The following is a 22,325-nucleotide window of genomic DNA, read 5'->3' as shown; positions in this document are numbered from 1 at the left end:
GTTTTCTGGGATAACTATTGAGGACCCGGTACGCCCCCGGCCTCGGCGCCGCACTCCGGCCCGGCCCCGCTCCTCCCCACCCCAAGGACCCGCATGAAGTTCACCGACGGCTTCTGGCTAATGCGCGAGGGCGTGCACGCCTCGTACGCCACCGAAGTCCGCGACCTGCGCACGGCGCCCGGCCGCTTCACCGCGTACGCCTCCGTCAAGCGGGTCGAGACCCGCGGCGACACCCTGAACTCGGCGCTGCTCACGGTGGAGTGCCACGCGCCCGCGGAGGGCGTGATCGGCGTGCGGATCACCCACCACGCCGGAAGGGCCCGCCGGGGACCCGACTTCGCGCTCGCCGCCCCCGACCCCGCCGCCGGCACGGTCCGCAAGGACGGCACGGCCGTCGAGCTCGCCTCCGGGCCGCTCCGCCTCCGCCTCGACCGCGCCCGCCCCTGGACCCTGGACTTCCTGGACGCCGACGGCCGCCCCCTCACCCGGGCCGGCCGGAAGGGCACCGCCTTCGTGACCACTCCCGACGGCGCCCACCACATGGCCGTCCAGCTCGCGCTCGGCGTCGGCGAGCAGGTCTACGGCCTCGGCGAGCGCTTCACCCCCTTCGTGAAGAACGGGCAGAGCGTCGACGTCTGGCAGGCCGACGGCGGCACCAGCAGCGAACAGGCCTACAAGAACGTCCCGTTCTACCTCTCCTCGCGCGGCTACGGCGTCTTCGTGAACCACCCCGGACGGGTCTCCTTCGAGGTCGGCTCCGAGGCCGTCGGCCAGGTCCAGTTCAGCGTCGAGGACCAGTCCCTGGAGTACCACGTCGTCGCCGGCCCCACCCCCAAGGACGTGCTGCGCCGCTACACCGCCCTCACCGGCCGCCCCGCCCTGCCCCCGCCGTGGTCCTTCGGCCTCTGGCTCACCACCTCCTTCACCACCGCCTACGACGAGGCGACCGTCACCTCCTTCGTCGACGGCATGGCCGCCCGCGGCATCCCGCTCTCCGTCTTCCACTTCGACTGCTTCTGGATGCGCGAGTACCAGTGGTCGGACTTCGCCTGGGACCCGGAGACCTTCCCCGACCCGGACGGCATGCTCGCCCGCCTCAAGGCCCGCGGCCTGCGCGTCGGCCTCTGGATCAACCCGTACGTCGCCCAGAAGTCCGCCCTCTTCGAGGAGGCCGCCGCCGCGGGCCACCTGGTGCGGCGGCCGAACGGCGACGTCTGGCAGTGGGACCTCTGGCAGCCCGGCATGGCCCTCGTCGACTTCACGAGCCCCGCCGCCCGCGCCTGGTTCCAGGACAAGCTCCGCCCCCTCCTCGCCCGGGGCGCCGACTGCTTCAAGACCGACTTCGGCGAGCGGATCCCCACCGACGTCGTCTGGCACGACGGCTCCGACCCCGAGCGGATGCACAACTACTACGCCCAGCTCTACAACCGCACCGTCCACGAACTCCTGGAGCAGGAGCGGGGCCCCGGCGAGGCCGTCCTCTTCGCCCGCTCGGCGACCGCCGGCGGCCAGCGGTTCCCCGTGCACTGGGGCGGCGACTGCTGGGCCTCCTTCGAGGCCATGGCCGAGTCGCTGCGCGGCGGGCTCTCCCTCTCCCTGAGCGGCTTCGGCTTCTGGAGCCACGACATCGGCGGCTTCGAGGGCACCCCCGACCCGGAGGTCTTCACCCGCTGGCTCGCCTTCGGCCTGCTCTCCTCCCACAGCCGCCTGCACGGCAGCGACTCCTACCGGGTGCCGTGGGAGTTCGGCGAGACGGCCGTGGAGGTGGCCCGCCGCTTCACCCGCCTCAAGCACCGCCTCATGCCGTACCTGTACGCGGCGGCCGTCGAAGCCCGGGACACGGGTCTCCCCGTCATGCGCCCCATGCTCCTGGAGTTCCCCGGCGACCCGGCCTGCCGCACCCTGGACCGCCAGTACATGCTCGGCCCCGACCTCCTCGTCGCCCCCGTCATGGACCCGGGCGGCGCGGTCGAGGTGTACGTCCCCGAGGGCACCTGGACCCACCTCCTCACCGGCGACGCCGTCACCGGCCCGTGCTGGCGCCGCGAGACCCACGCCCTCGACGGCCTCCCCCTGTACGTCCGCCCCGGCGCCGTCCTCCCGCTGGCCGCGCCCTCGGACCGCCCGGACGCCGACTGGCCCGACGGCCTCACCCTCCTGGTGGCCCCCGGCGCCCCCGAGGGCACGACCACGACCGTCACGGTCCCGGACCACCGGGGCGCCCCGGCGGCCGCGTACACCGTGACGCACACGGCGACCGGCCCGACGGCGACCGCGACGGGAACGGAACTGCCGTACGCGGTACGGACGCTGGGCCCGGGAGGCGTGGGGCACGACGGCTGACCCGGCCGGGCCGCGCCCGCCCCGCGCCCGTCCCCCCTCCCGCGCCCGCCCCGCGCCCGTCCCCCCCTCCCGCGCCCGCCCCGCGCCCGTCCCCCCCTCCCGCGCCCGCCCTGCCTCCCCTTCCGCGCCCGCTCCGGCTTCGGCCCCGGGGCCGGCCCCGGGGCCGGCCCCGGTCCGGGAGGGCCACCGGCCGCCGCTAGCGCGGGGCGATCGCGGCCTCGACGTGGGCGAGGTGGGCGGCGAGGAGCTCCTCGAACGCGGCGGCGCGGTCCGCGCCGAGGGGACGGACGTCGCGGGCGAAGTGGGCGAGGGCGGGGAAGCGTTCGGGGTCGGCGCCGAGCACCGCCACACGGAACAGCTCCATGCCCTGCTCGTACTCCTCCGGGCCGAGGGTGCTGACGCCGGCCTCGGAGGCGATCAGCGCCGCGATGAGGACCGCGAGCCGGTGGTAGTGCACCGGAACCTCCGCGTCGGGCAGCCCCGAGGCGCGCAGGGCCCCCAGCACCTCCTCCATGACCAGCCGGGACCCGGCGCCGCCCGACGCGTACCGCCCCCAGACCGAAGCGAGTTGGGGCTGCCGCCCGAAGGCCTCCCGCAGGCGCAGCGCCAGGGCGGTGAGGCGCTCCTTCCAGTCGCCCTCGGGGTGGTGGCCGTCCATGGCGCTCAGCAGGATCCGGTCCGCGACCGCGCGCAGCAGCTCGGTCTTGCTGCGGAAGTGCCGGTACAGGCTGGAGGAGTCGGTCCCCAGGGTCGCGGCGAGCTTGCGCACGCTGAACGACTCCGCGTCGCTCGTGCTCAGCAGCTCCGCCGCCGCGTCCAGGATCTCCTCGGTCGTCCAGCGCCTTCGGCCCGCCATCCCCGCTCCTCTCGCCAAAACCCCAGACTACCGCTGCACTTGGCGTTGCACGCACCGCGTGCATAATGAGGGCATGAGCGGGCGCAGCTCGCTTCCCTCCCTGCGAAAGGACAGCTGACGTGAGCAAGTCCCTGGACTTAGCGGCCCTGGACGCCGCCCTCGAAGACGTCCACCGCGCCGGCATGCCCGGCGTGTTCGCCGAGGTGCGGGACGGCGACCGGGTCTGGCGCGGCGCCGCCGGCGTCGCCGACCTCGCCACCGGCCGTCCCGTCACCGCCGGCATGCGGCACCGCGTCGGCAGCGTCACCAAGACCTTCACCGCCGCGGCCGTGCTCCAGCAGGCCGAGGCCGGCCGGATCGGACTCGACGCGCCGATCGCCCGGTACCTTCCGGAACTGGTCCCCGGAGAACGCGGCGAGGCGATCACGGTCCGGATGCTGATCGACCACACCAGCGGCCTCGCCGAGTACCTCCCCCACGCCTACCCCTCCCTCAGGGCGTTTCCCGTCCTCGCGGACACCGGCCCCCAGAGCCTGGACGACCACCGCCACACCCGGTTCGACCCGCTCGAACTGATCCGTATGGGAGTCTCCGCGCCTCCCGCCGGTGCGCCCGGGAGCACCCCGGGTCTCTACTCCAACACCAACTACCTGCTCCTCGGACAGCTCCTGGAACGGGTGACCGGCACCACGGCCGAGCGGTGCATCACCCGGAACGTCATCGAGCGCGCCGGACTCCGGGACACCGCCTTCCCCGACGAGCCGGAGTTCGACGGCCCGCACGCACGGCTCTACGAGGCGTGGTTCGGCATGATCGACCCGCCGCGCGACTACAGCGTCTTCGACATGTCCTGGACGGGCGTGAGCGCCTCGCTCGTCTCCACCCTCGCCGACCTCAACCGCTTCTACCGCGCGCTGCTGGCCGGCGAGATCGTCAACCCGTCCTCACTGGAGCAGATGCGGCGCGTCGTCCCGGTCGTCTCCCAGGAGATGAAGGTCATCGACTACGGCCTCGGGATCTACCCCACGGAAGAACCCGGTCAGCCCGTCTTCTGGGGCCACGGCGGCACGGTCTGGGGCGGCGGAACCCTGGCCGTCATCCGCGCCGACGGCCGACGGCAGCTGGCCGTCGCGGTCAACCTGCAACGCTGGAACCGGCTCGACCCCTCCGGCGTGCCGCAGCCCCACCCCATCGACGGGGCGCTGGCCGCGTTCCACCGCCTGGCGATGTACGGCTGACGGCCCCCGGGCCGCGCCGGGCCTCTTCCCGTACGCCGCGAGCACGCTCACGGCAACTCCCGGGGAAGCCTCGACTTCGGCTCGGTGTGCGGGTGATTGCGCATCTCGACCCGGAAGTCCGCCGCCCGGGAATGGTCGTTCCTGCGCAGGCAGTTCCGCTCCCACGCGGCCACCAGCTCGCACGTCGGACAGCCCGGCGTCGGCACGGCCGGCGGCAGGGGCTCCGCCGAGAGCACGACCGGCGGCTCCGGGAATCCGGGGCGGGCGGCTCGTCGCCGGGACGGGGGTGGTGAGCACCCGGATGAGCGCGGCCTCCGCCTCGGTCGGGCGCCGCAGCCCGCCCGGCGCGGCCGTCCACGCGGCGCCGCCGCCGGGCGGTTGCAGGTGGACGACGGACCCGTCCCAGGCGGTGACTCTGCCGAGCCGAGGGGTTCCCTCGCCGGTGTCTTCCGCCATGAACGAGCCGAGATCGGGGACGGAGGTGGGGCGGTCGCTTGCGGGCACGAGCGGGCTCCTCTCTGTAGCGGTGCCACTACCAGGAGTCACCAGCGTGACCTATATTCGGCAAGTCTTCAAATCTTCAACTGAGACTTGCGGAAGGAGAGTTGTGGTCAACCGGAAGGAGCTGGACCCGGACGGTGGAGTGGCTGCGGCGTACGGGGCGCGTTTGCGCAGGCTGCGCGAGGAACGAGGCTGGAAACAGGAGGACCTGGCCGCCCGGATCTCGTACTCCGGAAAGCACATCTCCGCCGTCGAAACCGCACGCAGATCTCCAACTCTCAGATTCTCGCGAGAGATCGACTCGGCATTCGAGCTGGCGGGGAAGGCCGAAGCGTTCGAGCGCGAGTGGCGGAAGATGCGAGACGGGGTGCTGCTGGAGGGGTTCCCCGAGTACCTCCATTTCGAGCGGCAGGCAGTGGAGATCAGAATGTTCGACATCGGGGTCGTGCCGGGGCTGCTTCAGACGGACGAGTACGCGAAGGTGCTGGCTGCGTTCTCTGTCGAGCGGGGGTCCGTGACGGCCGACCAGGCCGCACAGCGGGTGCACATTCTGCGGGAGCGCCAACAGATCCTGGAGCAGCGGCGCCCGCCCATGTGCTTCGTGGTGCTGGACGAGAGTTGCCTGCGCCAGATGGTCGGTGGTCCCGCGGTCATGGCGCCACAGCTCGACCGGATCGTCGAACTGGCGGCGCGCCCGCATACCTACGTCCAGGTGGCTCCCTTCAGCCTGGGGGAGAGGCGCCCGTCGCACATGCCCCTTACGCTCCTGACACTGGCCGACCGCTCCCTGCTCGCCTACACCGAGGCGCAGGCCCGGGGGCACCTGGTGCGGGAAGCCGCCACCTTGTCGTATCTGAACGCGACCTACCATCGCCTGGTCGCGGAAGCCCTCTCCCCGGCAGACTCGCTGACCATGATCAAGGAAGTGCGAAAGGGCATGCTGTGACCAACGAGTCCTCTCTCTGGTTCATGTCCTCGTTCAGCGGCAACGGCGGTGCCGACTGCGTCGTGGTCGCCCACAACCTCGTCCCCACCGTCACCGTCTCCGCCGCCGCGTTCACCGCCTTCATCGAGTCCGTCAAGCGGTGATCCGCGACCGCGCGCGGCGCATCGAGGACGTACGGCGCGCCTGCACCAGGAGCTGGGCCTCTGGGTCGCCTCCGGGCGTGGCACGAGGAGCCGGAGCCGGCGGGGCGGCGGCTGACGGGGGCCGTCACCAGCTCCGGTGGACGGTCGCCTTGCCGCCGGTCACCAGGCTCGCCGGCGGGACGTCGTCGGCCACGACCGCGCCGGCGGCGATCACGGCGTCACGCCCGATGGTGACGCCGGGCAGGATCGTGGCGCCGGCCCCGATCCACACGTTCTCCTCCACGTCGATGGGCGCGCCGGTGAGGTACAGCCGGCGCTCCTCGGGGTCGACCGGGTGGCCGCTGGTGATGAAGGTGACCTTCGGCCCGATCATCACCCGCCGGGCGATGCGGATGCCGGCGTAGTCCAGGAACGTGCAGTTCTGGTTGATGAAGACGCGCTCGGCGAGGTCGAGGTTCAGGCCGTGGTCCGTGTAGAACGGCGGGTAGATCGTGACCTTCGGCGGCAGCGGCTTGCCGAGGATCCGCTCGAACAGCTCCGCCTTGCCGGCCTCGTCCTCGAAGGGCAGGACGTTGAGCCGGGAGGTGAGTTCGGTGACCCGCAGGACCCTCTCGGCCATGGCCTGGAACTCGGGGCTGTGGATCCGCATGAGACGGTCGCTGGGCATGTCACGGTCCTCGTCTGTGGTGCCGGTGGCGGGCGGGGGCGCCCGGGGCCATGGTGCGGCGAGCGGTCCGGTCGCCCCTCGCGACGGCACTCTAGGGGACCCCGTACGACTCCGGCCCGGAGCGAAATCCGGGTGCGGGGGAGCGCGGCGGGGCGTAGTGTGCCCCGCGTGTCCAGCCCTGAGGCGTCCAGAGCGGGGGGCTTTCGGTCCCGCCGTCAGCCCCTGAGCCCCCGCCTTCCCTGAGCCGGTGACCCCACCGACCGCCGCCGCGCGCAGCGCCGTGCGGCCGGTCGGGCGTGCCCGTGTGCTCCCGGGCGGGGAGGGGGCGGGCCGACGGCGGTGACGAGACGACGCCCACCGTCCTCGCCTCACCTCGGAGCCTTCCGTGCCCCTCCCTCTCCCTCTGCCCCTCTACCTCCTCGCCCTCGCCGTGTTCGCCATGGGCACCTCGGAGTTCATGCTCGCCGGCCTGCTGCCGGACCTCGCCCGTGACCTGGGGGTGAGCGTCGGCGCCGCCGGGGCGCTGACCTCCGCCTTCGCGGTCGGGATGGTGGTCGGCGCGCCGCTCATGGCCGTGCTCGCGCGCGGCCGGTCCGGCCGGTCCGGGCTGCTCGGCTTCGTGCTCGTCTTCCTCGCCGCCCATGTGGCCGGGGCCCTGACGGGCAGCTTCGCCGTCCTCCTGGCGAGCCGGGCCGTGGCCGCCCTCGCGAATGCCGGGTTCCTCGCCCTGGCCCTCACCACGGCCACCGCCATGGTCCCGGCGGACCGCAAGGCGCGGGCGCTCGCCGTCCTCCTCGGCGGGACGACCGTCGCCACCGTCGTCGGCGTCCCCGGCGGCGCCCTGCTCGGGGCCCACGCCGGGTGGCGGGCCGCCTTCTGGGCGGTCGCGGTGCTCTGCGTACCGGCCGCGCTCGGCATCCTGCGGGGCGTGCCCGCCACGGGGGCGGGCCGTGAAGGGGCCTCCCTGCGCGCCGAGTTCTCGGTGCTGCGCGAGCCCCGGCTCGTGCGGGTGCTCGTCCTCGCCGCGCTCGTGAACGCGGCCACCTTCGGCGCCTTCACCTTCCTCGCCCCGGTCGTCACCGGCCCGGCCGGGCTCGGCCCGGCCTGGGTCTCCGTGGCGCTGGTGCTGTTCGGGGCGGGCTCGTTCGCCGGGGTGACGGCGGCGGGGCGGCTCGGTGACCGTCACGCCGGCCGCCTCCTCGCCGTCGGCGGACCGCTGCTGCTCGCCGGCTGGCTCGCCCTCGCCGTCCTGGCGGACCGCCCGGCGGCCCTGCTGGCGCTCCTGCTCGTCCAGGGAGCCCTGTCGTTCGCCCTCGGCGGGACGCTGATCGCCCGGATCCTGTACGAGGCCGCCGGGGCGCCCGCGCTCGCCGGGGCCTACGCCACGGCCGCCCTCAACGCGGGCGCCGTGGCGGGGCCGCTGCTCGCCGCGACGGCGCTGGGACGGCCGACGGGGCCGTTCCTGCTCGGCGCGGGGCTGGTGGCCGCCGCGCTGGCGTTCGCGGCGGTCAGCGGTAGTCGTCGGGGTGGTCCTGCATCCAGGTGTTGATGAAGTCGCGGGTGGCGACGAGCTGCTTCTCGTGCTTCTTCAGGTTCTCGAAGGAGGCGTCGCCACCGAGCGCCTCGTTGAGCTCGGCCATCTTCCGGAGCGGTTCGGGGAAGTGCCCCGGCCCCTTGGGGTCGTTCTTCATCGCCCCGTCCAGCTCCTGGAGTTCCTTGTTCAGGCGGCCCAGGAAGTAGCCGCAGTCCTGCGCGCAGGAGTCGTCGAGCGTGGCCTGGAGGGTCGCGAAGGCGTCGCGGACCTTCTCGCCGGACTCGGGAGCGTACGGGTCGACGGTGGACGCGGCGGTGGCGGGCGTGGAGTCGTCGGGCAGGGTGCCGGAGTCATCGGTCGTGGCCGTGGGTCCGGCGGTCGTCGGCTCCGGTGCCGGCGTGGTCGTGGCCCGCGCCGGGCCCCCGGCCGGGCGGTCGGGCTCGGGCGTCGTGCCGCAGGAGACGGTCAGGGCCGCCAGTGCGGCGGCCACCAGTACGGCCCGGCGTACGGGCTTCTTGCGGATCATGCGGGTCCCTCCCCGTGGTCATGGACCGGGAGAGCCTAACCGGGAGGTTCCCGGGCCGGGCGCGGCCGGCCGGGCCCGGGGGCGCCCCGCCGGGCCCGGAGGAGGCCGGCGGGGCGCCCGTGCGCCGTGCTCCTCCGGTCCCTCAGCCGGAGAAGCCGACGTGCGCGAGCCGGACCGGCCCGCGCAGCTCCACGCGGAGGTCCGTCACGCCGCGGACGTGACAGGGCGCCCCCGCGAGCACATGGGCGTACGGGCCGTCCGTGGGCCCCACGGTCACCCGGGCCAGCGGGACCGGGGCCGTACCGGCGTAGAACGTCACCTCGCCCGCCCCGGCCGCCGTCACCGCCAGCTCCGTGACCCCGTCACCGAAGTCGCAGGCGCGGAAGAGGAGTGTGCCCGGCGCGGCCGGATCCGCCGGGGCCACCGCGTCGCCGGAGATCCGGGAGCGGTCCACGATGACGGTGCCGGTCTGCTCGTCGTAGCCGGCGGCCTCGATGCCCGCCTCCAGGACCGGGCGCGGGCCCGGCGCCTCGCCCGGCAGCTCCACGCGGACGGTCCGGCGCGGGTCCGCCGAGGACGGCCCCGCCTGGAACTCGTACGCCCCCGGCTCCACCGTCCACCGCCCGTGCGCCACGTCCCAGTACGCGAGTGCCGACAGCGGCACCACGAACGTCAGCGTCGCCGTCGCGCCCGGCGCCAGGTGGATGCGCTCGTGGGCGACGAGCGCCCGGTGCGGGCGCGGCACCGACGGGGCGACCGCCCGGACGTACAGCTGGACGACCTCGTCCGAGGCGACCGCGCCCGTGTTGGCGACCGCGCAGGAGACGCGCACCTCCTCCCCGTCCAGAGCGGCCGTCAGCTCCCGGTAGCCGAAGGTCGTGTAGGTCAGGCCGTGGCCGAAGGGGAAGAGCGGGGTGCCGTCGAAGTACAGGTACGTCTGCCGGCCGCCGATGACGTCGTAGTCGAACAGGTCCGGCAGGTCGGCGTCGGAGCCGTACCAGGTCTGCGGCAGGCGTCCGGCGGGGGAGACGTCCCCGGCGAGGACGCGGGCGAGGGCGGTGCCGGCGGCCTGGCCGCCGTGCGCCGTCCACAGCAGCGCCGGGAGCGCCGCCGCCGCGTCGGGCACGGCGTACGGGTAGGAGGAGACGAGGACCAGGGCCGTGCGCGGATTGGCCGCGTGCGCGGCGCGCCACAGCCGGTCCTGGTGCGGCGGCAGCGCCAGCGTCGCGCGGTCCTCGGTCTCCCGGCCGTTGACGTGCGGGTCGTTCCCGGCGACCACGATCACCGCGTCCGCCCCGGCGGCGGCCCGCGCCACGGCCTCCTCGCCGCGCTCGACGGTCTCCACCGTGAAGATTCCGGCGGATCCGCGGTCGGCGGCAACCTTCACGCCGTCGGCGGCGACAGAGACGTAGCCCCCCGTCCCCAGGTGCAGAAGGAGGTGACCGTCACCGTGGGCCTCGAAGCGGAACGTCTCCTGGACGACCCAGCCCCCGGGCTCGTCCGCCGAGGCGCGCAGCAGCCCGTCCCCGGCGACCGACAGGTACCTGCCGCCGGGGGCGCGCAGGGTCAGCACCCCGTCGCCCCAGTCGATCAGGTCGAGGACCGTGCCCTCCGCGTCGGCGGTCAGCGGCGGCAGGTCCGTGCGGCCGGCGAGCAGCGCCGGGTCGAGCGCGACCTCCGCCTCCCGGCCGGGCTCCTCGCCCGCGGCCTCGGGGACGCGCAGCGCGCGGCCGTCGGCGGTGCGCAGCCGGATCCGGTCCACGCCCTCCGCGAAGTCCACCCGGTCCGCGCCGAACCGCTCCCGGATGCCGTCCAGCGGGGTGGAGCGGTGCAGCAGCGCGCCGCTGTACCAGTCCAGCTTGGCGGCGTCGGCGAGCAGCCCGACGACGGCGACCCGCCCGCCGGCCGCCAGCGGCAGCAGCGGGGCGCCGTCCGCGTCCGGTTCGTTGCGCAGCAGGACGAGCGCCGCCTCCGCCGCCTCGCGCGCCAGCTCGCGGTGGCCGGCCGTGTCGTACGCGGACTCCTGGGCGTACGGGTCGAGTTCGGGGTCGAACTCGCCGAGCGCGAACCGCACGGTCAGCTGCCTGCGGACCGCCCGGTCCACGTCCTCCTGGCCGATCAGGCCCCGCTCCAGGGCCCGTTCCAGCCGGCCGAGGATCACCGAGGGGTCGGTGCCGTGGTCGGTGAAGGAGTCGACGCCCGCGCGCAGCGCCGCCGCGACGGCCTCCTCGTGGCCGTCGAAGTAGGCCTGCGAGTCGGCGAGGTTGCTCGGCGCGCCCGCGTCCGAGCAGACCAGCAGCTCCCGGTCCGTCCAGGTGCGCAGCTCCGACTCCAGGTACGGGGAGAGGTGGTTGGGCCGGCCGTTGACCAGGTTGTAGGCGGGCATCACGCCGGCGGCCGTGCCCGCCTCGACGGCGCCGCGGAAGGCCGGCAGGTCGTACTCGTGGAGCACGCGGGGGCGGACGGAGGCCGAGGAGGTGTCGCGGGCGGTCTCGTTGTTGTGCGCGAGCCAGTGCTTGAGCACGGGCGCCGTGCGCCAGTACACCGGGTGGTCGCCGCGCAGGCCGCGGGTGAAGGCCACGGCGAGGGCGGAGGTGAGCGCCGGGTCCTCGGAGTAGCCCTCCTCGCCGCGGCCCCACAGCGGGTTGCGCAGCAGGTTCACGGTGGGGGCCCACACGTTGAGGCCGACCCGCCCGTCCTTGGCGCGCATCGCCCGCGCCTCGCGGGAGACGGCCTCCCCGACCCGGCGGACCAGCTCGGGGTGCCAGCTCGCGCCGAGGCCGACGGCCTGCGGGAAGACGGTCGCCGGGCCCATCCAGGCGACACCGTGCAGGGCCTCCTGGCCGGTGCGGAAGGCGGCCAGGCCGAGGCGCTCGACACCGGGCGCGAACTGGTGGAGCAGGGCGAGGCGTTCGGCGGGGGCGAGGCGGCCGAGGAGGTCGGCGACGCGTGCGTCGACGGGAAGGGCCGGGTCACGGAAGGGCGGCCGGTCTGCGGTCACGTACGAGTCCCTTGGACGGCGGTCGCCGGAGGGCGGCCGGAAGTTTCGAAGCGCTTCGATGCTCGATCCCTCCCGGGTGGGTGTCAAGGTTCCCGGCGGCGTCATTTCCCGTTCTGTCCACAGGAGTTGAAGGCTTTCGGCCTTCCCGGACGCCGGTTCGAGAAACTCCTGAACGACTCTTGCCGCGCCTGTGACGGTCACTTAACCTCGCAGCAACATCGAAGCGCTTCGACCCGCCGGTGCCGACCTGCCGCGCCCGTCGCCGCGCCCCGGGGCCCCGCCCCGCCCGCACCCCGCACCTTGCTCCATCTCCGTCACCGCAGCCGGCCGGCGACCCCCCCCGGGCGCCGCGTGTCCTGGCGCGTGCCATGAAGGGTTGACGCAATGACGCCGAACGCCGCCTCCACGGGCTCCCCGAGAACCGAGCAGAGCCGGAGGGGCTTCCTCGCCACCGGCGCCGTCGCCGCCGTCGCGGTCGCCGGCGGAGCACCGCTGCTCACCGCCTGCGGCGGCGGTGGCGACACCGGGAAGAAGGACGGCACCACCAGCGGCAAGGACGCCGCCGGGATCCTCCCCGCCCACGTGGCCAGCGGCGTCGTCCCCGCGGACGTCCCCGCCCGGAACGGCTCCGCCGCCGGCTTCACCCGCGCCATCCCCGCCGACCGGCTCAAGGCGTCCGTGCCGCGGAAGCTCGGCAAGGGCGGCGCCCTCACCGTCATGGCACCCTTCTGGGGCACCCCGCCCGCCCCCGGCAACCCGTACTACAAGGCCATGGACGAGGCCATCGGCGTCCAGGCCACCTGGCAGAACCAGGACGGCAACGTCTACGACCAGAAGCTCGGCGCCGTCCTCGCCTCCAGCGACATCCCCGACCTCGTCGTGATCCCCGGCTGGAACCTCGGCGGCAAGATCCCCAGCGCCGTCGACGCCAAGTTCGAGGACCTCGGCCCGTACCTCTCCGGCGACAAGGTCAAGGCCTACCCCAACCTCGCCGCCATCCCCACCGACGCCTGGCAGCGCTCCATCTTCGGCGGCAAGCTCCGCGGCCTGCCCATGCCCGCCTCCTACGTCACCAACATCGCGCCCTTCTACCGCAAGGACCTCTTCGACGCGAAGGGCTGGCAACTCCCCAAGAGCGCCGACGAGTTCCTGGCCCTCGCCAAGGAGATCACCAGCGCCAGGGCCAAGGTGTGGGCCTGCGCCGACATGACCTGGACCGCCTGGAACATGTTCGGCGTGCTGAACGGCAGCGACAAGGCGCTCGGCTGGAACCTCGTCGACGGCAAGCTGGTCAACCGCATCGAGACCCCCGAGTACCTCGAAGCCCTGGAGTGGACCCGCAAGCTCTTCGACGCCGGCGTCGTCCACCCCGACGAGAAGGCCCAGAACCAGGGCGACACCAGCGTCCGCTTCACCTCCGGCCAGTGCCTCATGTACAACAACGACCTCTCCCACTGGTACGGCAAGACCGCCGAGATGGCCGCGCAGAACCCGGCGTTCGCGATGGCCGCGATGGACATCCCCGGCCACGCCGGCGGCAGCCCGCAGCTGTGGGCCACCAACCCCGCCAACATCTGGTCCTTCGTCCGCAAGGGCGCCCCCAAGGCCGTGGTCGAGGACGCCCTCGCCATCGCGAACTTCACCGCCGCCCCCTACGGCACCAAGGAGCGCATGCTCACCGACTACGGCGTCGAGGGCGTCCACCACACCGTCAAGGACGGCCTGCCCGTCAAGACCGACGCCGGCAACCAGGAGGTCAGCAGCTCCTGGATGTTCATCGCCAGCCCCGCCCCCTACATCGCCCACCCCGACCTCCCCGAGATCACCAGGGCGCAGACCGAGTGGCAGCAGCGGATGGGCGCCCTCACCCGCAAGTCCTCCTTCTACGGCCTCACCGTCGCCGAACCCGCCCGGTGGACCGGCCTCATGAACGACTTCGAACAGCTGGAGAAGGACGTCGTCCGCGGCCGCAAGAAGCTCTCCGACGTGCAGCAGGCCGTCTCGGAGTGGAAGTCCAAGGGCGGCGACCAGCTCCGCGACTGGTACAAGAAGCTCCTCGACACCACCGGCTCCGCGGCGAGCTGACGTGAGCGAGCACGACACCACCGACCGCCGGCCGAGGATCCCCCTCGGCCGGCGGCTCCGGCGCGACCGCGTCCTCCTCCTGATGACGCTGCCCGCCCTCGCCCTCGTCCTCGTCTTCCACTACGTCCCGATCCTCGGGAACGTCGTCGCCTTCCAGGACTACGACCCCTACCTCTCCACCAACGGCGTCACCGCCGTCCTGGAATCCCCCTGGGTCGGCCTCGCCCAGTTCGACCGGGTCCTGTCCGACCCCTCGTTCTGGGACGCCGTCGAGAACACCCTGGTCTTCTTCCTCCTCCAGCTGGTCCTCTTCTTCCCCGTCCCCATCGCCCTCGCCCTGCTCGTCCACAGCCTGCTGCGGCCCCGGATCCGCGCCTTCGTCCAGGCCGTGCTCTACCTGCCGCACTTCTTCTCCTGGGTCATCGTCATCACCGTCTTCCAGCAGATCTTCGGCGGCGCCGGCGTCATCGCCCAGACCCTGCGCGAACACGGCCACGAAGGCTTCGACCTGATGACCGACCCCGGCGTCTTCAAGTTCCTCGTCACCGCCGAGGGCATCTGGAAGGACGCCGGCTGGGGCGTCATCGTCTTCCTCGCCGCGCTCGCCGCCGTCGACCAGTCCCTCTACGAGGCCGCCGCCATGGACGGCGCCGACCGGTGGCGCCGCATGTGGCACGTCACCCTGCCCGCGCTGCGCCCCGTCATCGCCCTCCTCCTCGTCCTGCGCGTCGGCGACGCCCTCACCGTCGGCTTCGAACAACTCCTCCTCCAGCGCGACGCCGTCGGCCCCGGCGCCGCCGAGGTCCTCGACACCTTCGTCTGGTGGACCGGCCTGCGCAGCCAGGACTTCAGCTACGCCGCCGCGGCCGGACTCATCAAGGGGATCGTCGGCCTCGCCCTCGTCCTCACCGCGAACAAGGTCGCCCACCTCATGGGCGAACAGGGGGTGTACCACAAGTGACCCTGCGCGTCCTCGAACGGCCCGCGCCGCCGCCCGCCCACGCCACCGCCGCCCGCCGCCCCCGGTGGGCGGCGCCCGCGCGCCCCGTCTGGGAGGAGCCGCCCACCCGGGCCGGACTCACCGCCAAGGCGGCGCTCCTCGCCGCCGCCTGCCTCGCCGTCCTCTTCCCGCTCTGGATCGTCGTCGTCACCAGCCTCTCCAGCAAGCGGGCGATCACCGACGCCGGAGGACTGGTCATCGTCCCCCGCGACTTCACCCTCATCGCCTACCGGGAGCTGCTGAGCGGCGGACAGGTCACCCGCGCCGTCCTCGTCAGCCTCGGCGTCACCCTCACCGGCACCCTCTTCTCGATGACGGTCTCCGTCCTCGCCGCCTACGGCCTGTCCCGGCCCGGCTCCCTCGGACACCGCGCCATCCTCTTCACGCTCATGGGCACCATGTTCTTCGGCGCCGGCCTCATCCCCACCTACCTGCTGGTGCAGAGCCTCGGCCTCACCGACACCTACCTCGCGCTGATCCTCCCCAGCGCCGTCAGCGTCTTCAACATCCTCGTCCTGCGCGCCTTCTTCATGGGCATCTCGCCCGAACTCGTCGACAGCGCCCGCATCGACGGCGCCGGCGACCTGCGCATCCTCTGGACGATCGTGATGCCGCTCTCCCGCGCGGTGATCGCCGTCATCACCCTCTTCTACGCGGTCGGCTACTGGAGCGCCTGGTTCAACGCCTCCATCTACCTCAACGACCAGAACATGATGCCGCTCCAGAACGTCCTCATCCAGCTCGCCCAGAAACAGGAGATCCCCGTCGGCCTCGGCCAGGCCGTCAAGGCCGGGAACCTCTCCGGACTCGCCGTCCAGATGGCCGTCATGGTCCTCGCCCTGCTGCCCGTCGCCGTCCTCTCGCCCTTCGTCCAGAAGCACTTCAAGAAGGGCATGCTCACCGGCGCCGTCAAGGGATGACCCCCCGCCCTCCTACCGGAAGAACCCGTATGCCGAGCCTCGACGACCTCACCCGCCCGCCCGGCCGCCCCGGCCGCATCCTCCACGGCGGCGACTGGAACCCCGAACAGTGGCCGGAGGAGACCTGGACCGAGGACCTGCGGCTCATGCGCCGGGCCGGCGTCACCAGCGTCACCCTCGGCGTCTTCTCCTGGTCCCGGCTCGAACCCGAGCCGGGCGCCCGCGAGTTCGGCTGGCTCGACCGGCTCATGGACCTCACCCACGCGCACGGCGTCGACGTCGTCCTCGCCACCCCCACCGCCTCCCCGCCGCCCTGGCTCGGCCACCGCCACTCTGAGACCCTGCCCCGCGACGAGGACGGCCGCACCGAATGGTGGGGCTCCCGCCAGCACTTCGCCCACTCCAGCGCGGCCTACCGCCGGCACGCCGCCGCGATCACCGAGGACCTCGCCGCCCGCTACGCCGCCCACCCGGCGCTCGTCATGTGGCACATCAACAACGAGTACTGCACCCACGACTGGGGCGACGAGGCCGCCCGCACCTTCCGTACCTGGCTCCGCCGCCGCTACGGCACCCTCGACGCCCTCAACACCGCCTGGGGCGCCGACTTCTGGAGCCAGCGGTACGCCGCCTGGGACGAGGTCCTGCCCCCGCGCCGCGCCCACTACCTGCGCAACCCCGCCCACGTCCTCGACTTCCGCCGCTACACCTCCGACCTGCTCCTGGAGTGCTACCGCGCCGAACGCGACATCGTCCGCAAACACACCCCCCACCTGCCGGTCACCACCAACTTCATGCCCTTCTGGTCCGGGCAGGACGGCTGGGCCTGGGCCGCGGAGGAGGACGTCGTCTCCGTCGACGTCTACCCCGACCCGGCCGAACCCCGCGCCGGCGCCCACGAGAACGCCCTCGTCGCCGACCTCACCCGCGCCGAGGCCGGCGGCCGCCCCTGGATGGTCATGGAGCAGGCCGCCGGCGCCGTCAACTGGCGCCCCGTCAACCGCCCCAAACCCGAAGGGCTCCACCGCCTCTGGACCCTCCAGGCCGTCGCCCGGGGCGCCGACGCCGTCCACTGCTTCCAGTGGCGCGCCTCCCGCCAGGGCGCCGAGAAGTTCCACTCCGGCATGCTCGGCCACAGCGGCGCCGACGGCCGCGCCTTCCGCGAGACCGTCCGCGTCGGCGCCGACCTCGCCCGCCTCGGCCCCCGCGTCGCCGGCAGCCGCCTCCCGGCCGGCGGCGTCGCCCTGCTCCACGACTGGCACTCCTGGTGGGCCGGCCGCCACGAGGGCGCCCTCTCCGACCGCCTCGACCAGGGCGACCTGGTCCGCGCCTGGCACCGCGCCCTCTGGGAGGCCGGCCTCCCCGTCGCCTTCGCCCACCCCCACCACGACCTCACCGCCCACCCCCTCGTCGTCGTCCCGCACCTCTACCTCCTCGACGACACCGCCCTCGACGCCCTGGAGCGGTACGTCTCCGGCGGCGGCCGACTGGTCTGCGGCTTCTTCACCGGCGTCGCCGACCACGACGACCGGATCCGGCCCGGCGGCATGGACGCCCGCCTCCGCGCCCTCCTCGGCATCGACCGGATCGACGAGTGGTGGCCCCTCGCCCCCGGCGAGCACGCCGACTGCGGCACCTTCCGGGGCACCCTCTGGTCCGAGGAACTGGTCCCCGCCCCCGGCGCCGAGACCCTGGCCGCCTACCGGGGCGGCGAACTCGACGGCCGCCCCGCCGTCCTGCGCCACGGCCGCACCCGCTACCTCTCCACCCTCCCCGAACCCGCCGCCCTGCGCGCCCTCCTCGCCGAAGCCGCCCACGACGCGGGCGTGCGGCCCGTCCTCGCCGGCCTCCCCGACGGCGTCGAGGCCGTCCGCCGCGGCGACCTCCTCTTCCTGCTCCACCACGGCCGCGACCCGGTCACCGTCGCCGTGCCCGGCCGCCACCGCGACCTGCTCACCGGCACCACCGTCGACGACACCCTCACCCTCGACCGCTTCGGCGCCGCCGTCCTGGAGGAGCACCCATGAGCGCACCCGCCCCCGCCTCCCCGCACACCCCCGCGCCCCCGCCCGGCCCCGCGCACGGCACCTGGGAGGCCGGGCCCGCCGCCCGCTGGGAGGACGCCTTCCTCGCCGGGAACGGCCGGCACGGGGCCCTGGTGTACGGCGACCCCGTGGACGACCGGGTGATCGTCACCCACCACACCCTCGTCCGCCCCCACCACGCCCCCGGCGACACCGACCCGCCGCGCCTCGCCGACCGGCTCCCCGCCCTCCAGGACGCCCTCCTCTCCGGCGACCCCACCGCCGCCGAGGCCTTCACCGACGGCCGCCCGCTGCGCCGCATCCAGTCCTTCCACCCGGCCTTCCTCACCCGCGTCCGGGACGAGGCGCCGGACGGCGGGCGCGCGGCGCGCCGCGAGGCCGACTTCGCCACCGGCGTCCTCACCGCCACCGCCGGACCGCGCACCAGCCGGGTCCTCGTCTCCCGCGCCGACGACGTCCTCGTCCAGTACGTGACCGGGCCCGGCCCCCGTGTCCACGTGGAGCTCGACCACCGCCTCGACGGCGTCCCGCCCGGCCTCGCCACGGGACGCGGCATCACCACCGCCCACGGCGAGACCCTCCTCACCCTGCGCGCCGGCTACCCCGGCTCCACCCTCGGCTACACCGGCGTCACCCTCGTCGTCGCCGACGCCGGCCGCACCGCCCTCACCGACCGCGGCATCCGCGTCGAGGGCGCCGGCGGGCTCCTCCTGCTCACCCGGGTCCGCCGCCACGACGGCCCCTACGACCCCGCGGAGGAGACCGCCGCCCTGCGCGCCCTCGCCGGGGAGGAGGGCCCCGCCGCCGCGTACGCCCGGCTCCTCGCCCGGCACGCCGCCCTCCACGGCGCCGCCTACCGCCGGGTCGCCCTCGACCTCGACGCCGACCCGGCGGAACGCGCCCTGCCCGGCTCGGAACTGCTGGCCCGCCCCGCGGGACCCGCGCTCCTCGAACGCCTCTTCGCCGCCGGCCGGTACCACCTGCTCTCCTCGGCCGGCCTCCACCCGCCCCGCCTGTGCGGACTGTGGACCGGCGACTGGGACACCGCCTGGTCCGGCGGCTTCACCACCGACGCCAACCTCGCCCTCCAGACCGCCTCCGCCGTCGCCGCCGACCTCCCCGAGGTCACCGGGGCCCACCGCGCCCTGATCCGGGGCCAGTGGGCCGACTGGCGCGACAACGCCCGGGCCGTCTTCGGTACCCGGGGCGTCGTCGCCCCCGCCCACACCGACGGCGAGAGCGGCCACGCGTACCACTTCGACCGGGAGTACCCCCTCCACCTCTGGACCGCCGCCGCCGACTGGCTGCTCCTCCCGCTCCTCGAAGCCGACGAGGCCGACGGCCGCCGCGACCCCTGGCTCACCGGTCTGCTCCTCGAACTCGCCGAGTTCTACGAGGACTTCCTCACCCGCACCGGCCCCGACGGGCACCTGGTCGTCGTCCCCTCCTACTCGCCGGAGAACCGCCCGCGCGGCGGCAGCTGGGGCGCCGTCAACGCCGCCATGGACCTGGCCGCCGCCCGCCACGCCCTCGCCGCCGCCGCCGACCGCGCCCCCGGCGAGCGGGCCGCCCGCCTCCGGGCCCTCGCCGACCGCCTCCCGCCCCACCGCGTCAACGCCGACGGAGCCCTCGCCGAATGGGCCTGGCCCGGCCTCGGCGACCGCTACGACCACCGGCACCTCAGCCACCTCTACCCCGTCTGGCCGCTCGACCAGATCACCCCGTACGACACCCCCGACCTGGCCCGGGCCGCCGCCCGCGCCCTCGCCCTGCGCGGCCACGAGAACGACTCGGCCCACGGCCACCTCCACCAGGGCCTGATCGCCGCCCGGCTTGGCGACGCCGCACGCACCGGGGACGCCCTCCGCCGGGTCCTCGGCGGCGACTTCTTCCACGCCTCGCTGATGAGCGCCCACTACCCGAAGCGGGACGTCTACAACGCCGACGCCGCCCACGCCCTGCCCGCCCTCCTCGTCGAGGCGCTGGTCCGCTCCGCCCCCGGCCGGCTCGTGCTGCTGCCCGCGCCCCCGCCCGGACTCTGCGCGCGCGGCCGGATCACCGGCGTCCGCACCCGCTTCGGCGCCCGGCTCGACCTCGCCTGGGCACCGGGGGAGTACCGGGCCGTGCTGCGCCCCGCCCGGGACGCCGACGTCGAGCTGTGCGCCCCCGACGGCCGGCGGCGGCTCCGGCTCCGCGAGGGCGAGGAGCGCGTCCTCGTCAGCCCCCGACCCGCAGGGCGGCCCGCGGACCCGAACTGGCCCGCACCGTCAGCACCGGGGTGAGCAGCTCCACCCCGGTCGCCTCGGGACCGTCGGGACCGGCGAGCCGGGCGAACAGCCGCTCCACCGCCCGCCGGCCCAGCTCCTGCGCCGGGATGGCCACCGCGGTGAGCGGCACGGACGCCTGCGCGGCCACCGCCTCCGGGCAGACCGCGACCACCGACACGTCCTCCGGGACCGCCCGGCCGGTCCGCCGCAGCAGGGCCAGCAGCGGCTCCACCGCCGACTCGTTCTGCACCACGAAGGCGCTGACCCCCGGGCGTTCGTCCAGGATCCGCGCGAGGACCCCGGCGACCGCGTCGTGACTGCCGTCGCACGGCCGGTGCAGCAGTCCGACGCCCAGCAGCGCGGCCCGCTCGCGCAGCCCGCCGAGGGTCCGCTCGGCGAAACCGGTGTGCCGGGCGTACACCCCGGGCGAACCGCCGACGACGGCGATCTCCCGGTGCCCGAGCCCGGCCAGGTGCTCCACGCAGAGCGCCCCGGCCGCGGCGAAGTCCAGGTCCACGCAGTTCAGTCCGGCCGGATCGGCCGGCAGCCCGACGAGGACGGCGGGCGGCGCCGCCCCCCGCAGCACCGGCAGCCGCCCGTCGTCGAGCTGCACGTCCATCAGGATCACGGCCTCGGCCAGCCCGCTGCCGGTGACCCGGCGCAGCGCCGAGGGCCCCTCCTCGCCGGTGAGCAGCAGCACGTCGTAGCCGCGCGCCCGGGCCGCGGTGGCGACGGAGACCGCGATCTCCAGCATCACCGGCACGTACACGTCGGTGCGCAGCGGCACCATCAGCGCGATGATCCGCGACCGGCTGCTCGCGAGCGCCCGGGCCCCGGCGTGCGGCTGGTACCCGAGCTGCTCGATGCTGGCCCGCACCCGCCGCCGGGTGGGGTCGGAGATGGGCCGCTTGCCGCTCAGGACGTAGCTCACCGTGCTGGCCGACACCCCGGCGTGGCGGGCGACCTCGGCAAGCGTGACCATCCGATCTCCCTGCGGCCAGGACGGGTGAATCGCTTCGACGGAGACGGCCGTCCGATCGTTCCGGCGACCCAGCGAGACCGTAACGCGGGGGAGTTGGGGGTGTCCAGAGCGGAGACCGAGGAGATCGAAGCGCTTCGACGGTCAGTCGTCCGGCGGGCCGGCCCGCAGCCCCCGCCCCGCTCGGCGCGTGGGGCGGGGAGCACCTGGAGCGCATCGAGGTGCCGCCCTGGACGGGGTTCCGGGTCAGGAGGGGCCGGCGGGGAAGCGGGCCAGGGGGCCGGGGTCGTGGGAGCCGACGGGGGACATGGCGCCGGCGGCACCGTGACGGGCCAGCTGGTCCAGGACCAGCCGTCCGCGCCGGACCCGCTCCCGGGCGGTGGCCAGCGCGTGCTCGCGCAGGTGGGCTCCGTACGGGTAGACGCCGGCCGCCCGGCTCAGACCGAACTTCAGGTACAACGGCGCCGCCCTGCGCACCAGTTCGGCCACCTCGTGGAGGCGGACGTAGCCGCCGAGGTCGTCCGGCGCCTCCACGTAGAGGTCCATCGGCGCGGCGCTGGCCCGGCGGATCTCGGTGAGGTGGGCGGGCGTCAGGTCCGAGGGGACGTTCAGGGAGTCGGCGCCCAGCCGTTCGTAGACGGCGTACGAGGCCGGGTTCACCGGGCCGATCAGCGCCGACACCTTGAACCGCGTCCCGGCCGGCAGGATCCCGGCGGTGCGCAGCCGGTGCAGGGTCCAGAGCACCCCCTCGTCCGCCACCAGCAGCGAGCGCACCCCCAGCCCGGCGGCCCGCAGGGCGTCCTCCACGCAGCCGGCGAGGGCGTCGTGGCCCCGGGCGCGCGGCCCCGCGCCGCCCGAGTCGGTGCGGGTCGCCGCCCCGGTGTCCCAGGTGCCGCGCGGTCCGGTGAACAGGCAGAGTTCCACGGACCGTTCGGCGCAGGCGGCCACCATCTCGGCGATCTCGGCGTCGGTGAGCATCCACACCCCGCTGCCCTGGCTCACCCGGTGCACCGGCACGTCGAGCCGCGCGCTCTCCGCGAGCACCGCCGCCAGGGCCTCCGGGCCCTCCACGGACGGCACCTCGGTGCGCCACCGGCCCCCGTCGGGGAAGGCGTGCGGGGAGGAGTCGGCGGGGTCGGGCCGCGGGACGGGGTGGCCGATGCGGCGCAGGGCCTCGGCCCCGGGGTGACGGGCGGACATCTGACTCCTCGTGTGCGACGGGCCGGACGGTGTGCGCGGAGCGGGGCGGGCGGGCGCCCGCCCGGTGGGGCGCG

General features: G+C 74.6%; 16 protein-coding genes. 10 read left to right on the top strand and 6 right to left on the bottom strand.

Annotation, left to right across the window (positions count from 1 at the left end):
* The first annotated feature begins 93 nt into the window (after nt 1–93).
* Entirely contained in the window at nt 94–2,343 is a 2,250-nt protein-coding gene (yicI, locus tag ACFW6A_RS05650) for an alpha-xylosidase (RefSeq protein ID WP_351847194.1), read from the top strand.
* A 196-nt stretch (nt 2,344–2,539) separates the two neighbouring features.
* On the opposite strand, the gene ACFW6A_RS05645 is transcribed toward yicI, so the two are convergent.
* Nucleotides 2,540–3,199, bottom strand: coding sequence for a TetR/AcrR family transcriptional regulator (locus ACFW6A_RS05645; protein ID WP_351849609.1), 660 nt, complete (start codon nt 3,197–3,199; stop codon nt 2,540–2,542).
* Between the two features lie 182 nt (nt 3,200–3,381).
* Between ACFW6A_RS05645 and ACFW6A_RS05640 the strand changes: the two genes are divergently transcribed.
* The 3 genes from ACFW6A_RS05640 (at nt 3,382) to ACFW6A_RS05630 (ending at nt 6,027) form a co-directional block, all read left to right on the top strand.
* Nucleotides 3,382–4,437: a serine hydrolase domain-containing protein gene (locus tag ACFW6A_RS05640; RefSeq protein ID WP_386639113.1), complete on the top strand. Its 1,056-nt coding sequence runs from the start codon at nt 3,382–3,384 to the stop codon at nt 4,435–4,437.
* 607 nt (nt 4,438–5,044) lie between these two features.
* Nucleotides 5,045–5,884: a helix-turn-helix transcriptional regulator gene (locus ACFW6A_RS05635; RefSeq protein ID WP_351849613.1), complete on the top strand. Its 840-nt coding sequence runs from the start codon at nt 5,045–5,047 to the stop codon at nt 5,882–5,884.
* A complete protein-coding gene (locus ACFW6A_RS05630; protein WP_351849615.1) occupies nt 5,881–6,027 on the top strand; it encodes a DUF397 domain-containing protein in 147 nt (48 codons plus the stop codon). The genes ACFW6A_RS05635 and ACFW6A_RS05630 overlap by 4 nt, the downstream gene beginning before the upstream one ends.
* A gap of 124 nt (nt 6,028–6,151) precedes the next feature.
* Here the strand turns inward: ACFW6A_RS05630 and ACFW6A_RS05625 are convergent, their stop codons facing one another.
* Nucleotides 6,152–6,694, bottom strand: coding sequence for a DapH/DapD/GlmU-related protein (locus ACFW6A_RS05625; protein ID WP_351849617.1), 543 nt, complete (start codon nt 6,692–6,694; stop codon nt 6,152–6,154).
* Nucleotides 6,695–7,079: 385 nt separating this feature from the next.
* Here ACFW6A_RS05625 and ACFW6A_RS05620 point away from each other — a divergent pair, with 385 nt between their 5' ends.
* Nucleotides 7,080–8,243, top strand: a complete 1,164-nt coding sequence (locus ACFW6A_RS05620; protein WP_386638841.1) for a Cmx/CmrA family chloramphenicol efflux MFS transporter — start codon at nt 7,080–7,082, stop codon at nt 8,241–8,243.
* Here the strand turns inward: ACFW6A_RS05620 and ACFW6A_RS05615 are convergent.
* Together ACFW6A_RS05615 and ACFW6A_RS05610 are read right to left on the bottom strand one after the other, a co-directional pair.
* Entirely contained in the window at nt 8,203–8,754 is a 552-nt protein-coding gene (locus ACFW6A_RS05615; protein ID WP_351849618.1) for a hypothetical protein, read from the bottom strand. The two genes, ACFW6A_RS05620 and ACFW6A_RS05615, sit on opposite strands and share 41 nt — an antisense overlap.
* 142 nt (nt 8,755–8,896) lie before the next feature.
* Entirely contained in the window at nt 8,897–11,755 is a 2,859-nt protein-coding gene (locus tag ACFW6A_RS05610) for a glycoside hydrolase family 3 C-terminal domain-containing protein (RefSeq protein WP_386483424.1), read from the bottom strand.
* A gap of 384 nt (nt 11,756–12,139) precedes the next feature.
* On the opposite strand from ACFW6A_RS05610, the gene ACFW6A_RS05605 reads away from it, so the two are divergent.
* Genes ACFW6A_RS05605 through ACFW6A_RS05585 form a run of 5 tightly spaced genes read left to right on the top strand, consistent with a single transcriptional unit; the run spans nt 12,140 to nt 20,087 of the window.
* Nucleotides 12,140–13,840, top strand: a complete 1,701-nt coding sequence (locus ACFW6A_RS05605) for a Tat pathway signal sequence domain protein (RefSeq protein WP_351849621.1) — start codon at nt 12,140–12,142, stop codon at nt 13,838–13,840.
* A 1-nt stretch (nt 13,841) separates the two neighbouring features.
* Nucleotides 13,842–14,801: an ABC transporter permease subunit gene (locus ACFW6A_RS05600; RefSeq protein WP_351849622.1), complete on the top strand. Its 960-nt coding sequence runs from the start codon at nt 13,842–13,844 to the stop codon at nt 14,799–14,801.
* A gap of 2 nt (nt 14,802–14,803) precedes the next feature.
* Nucleotides 14,804–15,760: a carbohydrate ABC transporter permease gene (locus ACFW6A_RS05595; protein WP_351849686.1), complete on the top strand. Its 957-nt coding sequence runs from the start codon at nt 14,804–14,806 to the stop codon at nt 15,758–15,760.
* 29 nt (nt 15,761–15,789) lie between these two features.
* Nucleotides 15,790–17,787, top strand: a complete 1,998-nt coding sequence (locus tag ACFW6A_RS05590; protein ID WP_386638838.1) for a beta-galactosidase — start codon at nt 15,790–15,792, stop codon at nt 17,785–17,787.
* The gene (locus ACFW6A_RS05585; RefSeq protein WP_351849624.1) at nt 17,784–20,087 is read left to right on the top strand and encodes a glycoside hydrolase N-terminal domain-containing protein; all 2,304 of its coding nucleotides are present in this window, start codon (nt 17,784–17,786) and stop codon (nt 20,085–20,087) included. The genes ACFW6A_RS05590 and ACFW6A_RS05585 overlap by 4 nt, the downstream gene beginning before the upstream one ends.
* Here the strand turns inward: ACFW6A_RS05585 and ACFW6A_RS05580 are convergent.
* Nucleotides 20,023–21,054 carry a LacI family DNA-binding transcriptional regulator gene (locus ACFW6A_RS05580; RefSeq protein ID WP_351849626.1) on the bottom strand — a complete coding sequence of 344 codons (1,032 nt, stop codon included), beginning with the start codon at nt 21,052–21,054 and terminating at the stop codon, nt 20,023–20,025. The genes ACFW6A_RS05585 and ACFW6A_RS05580 overlap by 65 nt on opposite strands.
* A gap of 243 nt (nt 21,055–21,297) precedes the next feature.
* Complete coding sequence (locus ACFW6A_RS05575) at nt 21,298–22,251, bottom strand: hypothetical protein (RefSeq protein ID WP_386638834.1); 954 nt, start codon at nt 22,249–22,251, stop codon at nt 21,298–21,300.
* Nucleotides 22,252–22,325 lie beyond the last annotated feature (74 nt).

Source organism: Streptomyces sp. NPDC058758 (genome assembly GCF_042746075.1).
Classification (GTDB): Bacteria; Actinomycetota; Actinomycetes; order Streptomycetales; family Streptomycetaceae; genus Streptomyces.
The sequence above is the reverse complement of the archived record's forward strand: the minus strand, read 5'-3'. Positions and strand labels throughout refer to the sequence as shown.